This is a genomic window from Flavobacterium tructae (assembly GCF_002217475.1).
Taxonomy (GTDB): Bacteria; Bacteroidota; Bacteroidia; order Flavobacteriales; family Flavobacteriaceae; genus Flavobacterium; species Flavobacterium tructae.
The window spans coordinates 435-2,196 of record NZ_MUHH01000095.1; the positions used below are offsets into that span (position 1 = coordinate 435).

The window sequence follows — 1,762 nt, forward strand, 5'->3', positions numbered from 1 at the left end:
TTTTATTGCTTATTTTTAATTTCGTGCAAAAGTATACTTTTTTTATGAATTGATTTTAATAAATTCATAATTAAAACTCTAACAAATGATGTTTTGGTAAAGAAAAATGTAAAATAGTACTTATAGGAGTTTTCAATTTGTTTTGGAGTGAGGAAGAAAAAAAAAGAGACGCGTTTTGCGTCTCTTGTAATCGAAATGGATATAGCTTATTTTTAAACTTTAAAAATCAGTTTGTTTTTGTAGAAAATCCATAATATAAAAGTCCAGATTCCAACATAAGTTAATGCTCCTGCTAACGAGGCTGTCATTGGATTGCTAAAGAAAGGAGCAATACCGAATTGGTACAAATAATTTAAAAGATTGATCTGCTCTTCCGGATGATGCGGGTTCTTAAACTGAACCATCACCAAAGCCTGAGGGATGATCTGAGAGAAGAAAAATACAATCATCGGATTGACTCCCCAGATTAAAAACAATTTTAAACCCTTTTTGTAGGCTGCAATGTCAATGATGTAGTATAGAAATGCTAAACAAGCAGTTGCCAGTCCTGTAGTGTATAAAACATAACTGCTGGTCCAAAGCGATTTGTTGATAGGGAAGAAGGCATTCCAGATTAACCCTCCAATGATTAAGGCAACACCTGCAGCTATCATTTTAACGGCTTTCTGCTTTTGTGTAATTTCGCGCTGTAAAATCTGACCAATCAATAAACCAATGATTCCGTTCACGATTGACGGAATGGTACTTAGAACTCCTTCAGGATCCCAGATTATGGTTCCGCGATACATGTGTCCTTCAAGTAAAACACCATCGAGCCAGGAAGCTAAGTTGGTTTCTTTTTCTAAATTAGGCGCTCCGATTCCGGGAACGGGGATTAAAGTCATTGTGGCCCAATAGCCCAGTAATAAAGTAATACCGGTTATGATCTGTGTTTTTTGAGTTGTTTTTAGGTACAATAGAGAAACGACAAAATATACAATCGCAATTCGTTGTAAAACACCAGGTAATCGCACATCATGGTAGGCTTCGATTCCGCTGTAAGCTAGAAACAGATAAATAAACAAAATTGAAAAGGCCAGTATGTTTTTGATTTTCGAACTGAAATTGCCCATCAAAGCATAGCCAACTGCCACAGTGATAATCAATCGGCCGATAAGAAGCGGAATTCCTTCAAGGCCAAAAAGCTGTATTTTTCCAAAATAATTAAAGAAAATTCCAAGGCCGAGCATGCGTAGCGAACGAACCAGAATTTTGTTGAAGGTAGTGCTGTCCCAGGTTTTGTTTGGCATTGCCAGGGGGACTGCAACTCCCATGATGAAAATAAAAAACGGAAACACTAAGTCGGTTGGCGTACAGCCATGCCACTCGGAGTGTAGTAACGGGGCGTAGACATTTCCCCAATCTCCGGGGTTGTTTACAATAGTCATTAATAAAATAGTCAATCCTCTAAAGACATCTAATGATATCAGGCGCTCTCTGGTCATAATTTTGGTAAATAGGTTAATTTTTTTTTAAAAGGTTACTATTTGGTTTGAGAGGCAATAATTTCAGAAGAGGCGGTTATTTATTCTGATGACTATTACTTTTTTATTTTTATATCGTGATAATATTAAAATTCGTTTCTAAAGGTTTTAAATTTTGTATTAAAAGAGGAATCAATTCTTCTCCTTTTTCCAGATAAAATTCAGAAAAATTGGTTTGACGCTCCTGTAAACTCTGATTTGGAAACAATTCACATTGTAAATCAACAACACGTTGTATT

Annotated in this window: 1 protein-coding gene and 1 pseudogene; both read right to left on the reverse strand. The window is 35.9% G+C overall.

The window, feature by feature from the left end; translation table 11 throughout:
• Window positions 1-212: 212 nt before the first annotated feature.
• Window positions 213-1,484: an acyltransferase family protein gene (locus B0A80_RS20620; protein WP_089078508.1), complete on the reverse strand. Its 1,272-nt coding sequence runs from the start codon at window positions 1,482-1,484 to the stop codon at window positions 213-215.
• Between the two features lie 109 nt (window positions 1,485-1,593).
• A pseudogene (locus B0A80_RS20725) lies at window positions 1,594-1,762 on the reverse strand (bacillithiol biosynthesis protein BshC); the annotation flags it as partial.

Bases quoted from the DNA above. Each gene is read 5' to 3' on its own strand.
- B0A80_RS20620 (WP_089078508.1), bottom strand. From the start codon at position 1,484: ATGACCAGAGAGCGCCTGATATCATTAGATGTCTTTAGAGGATTGACT.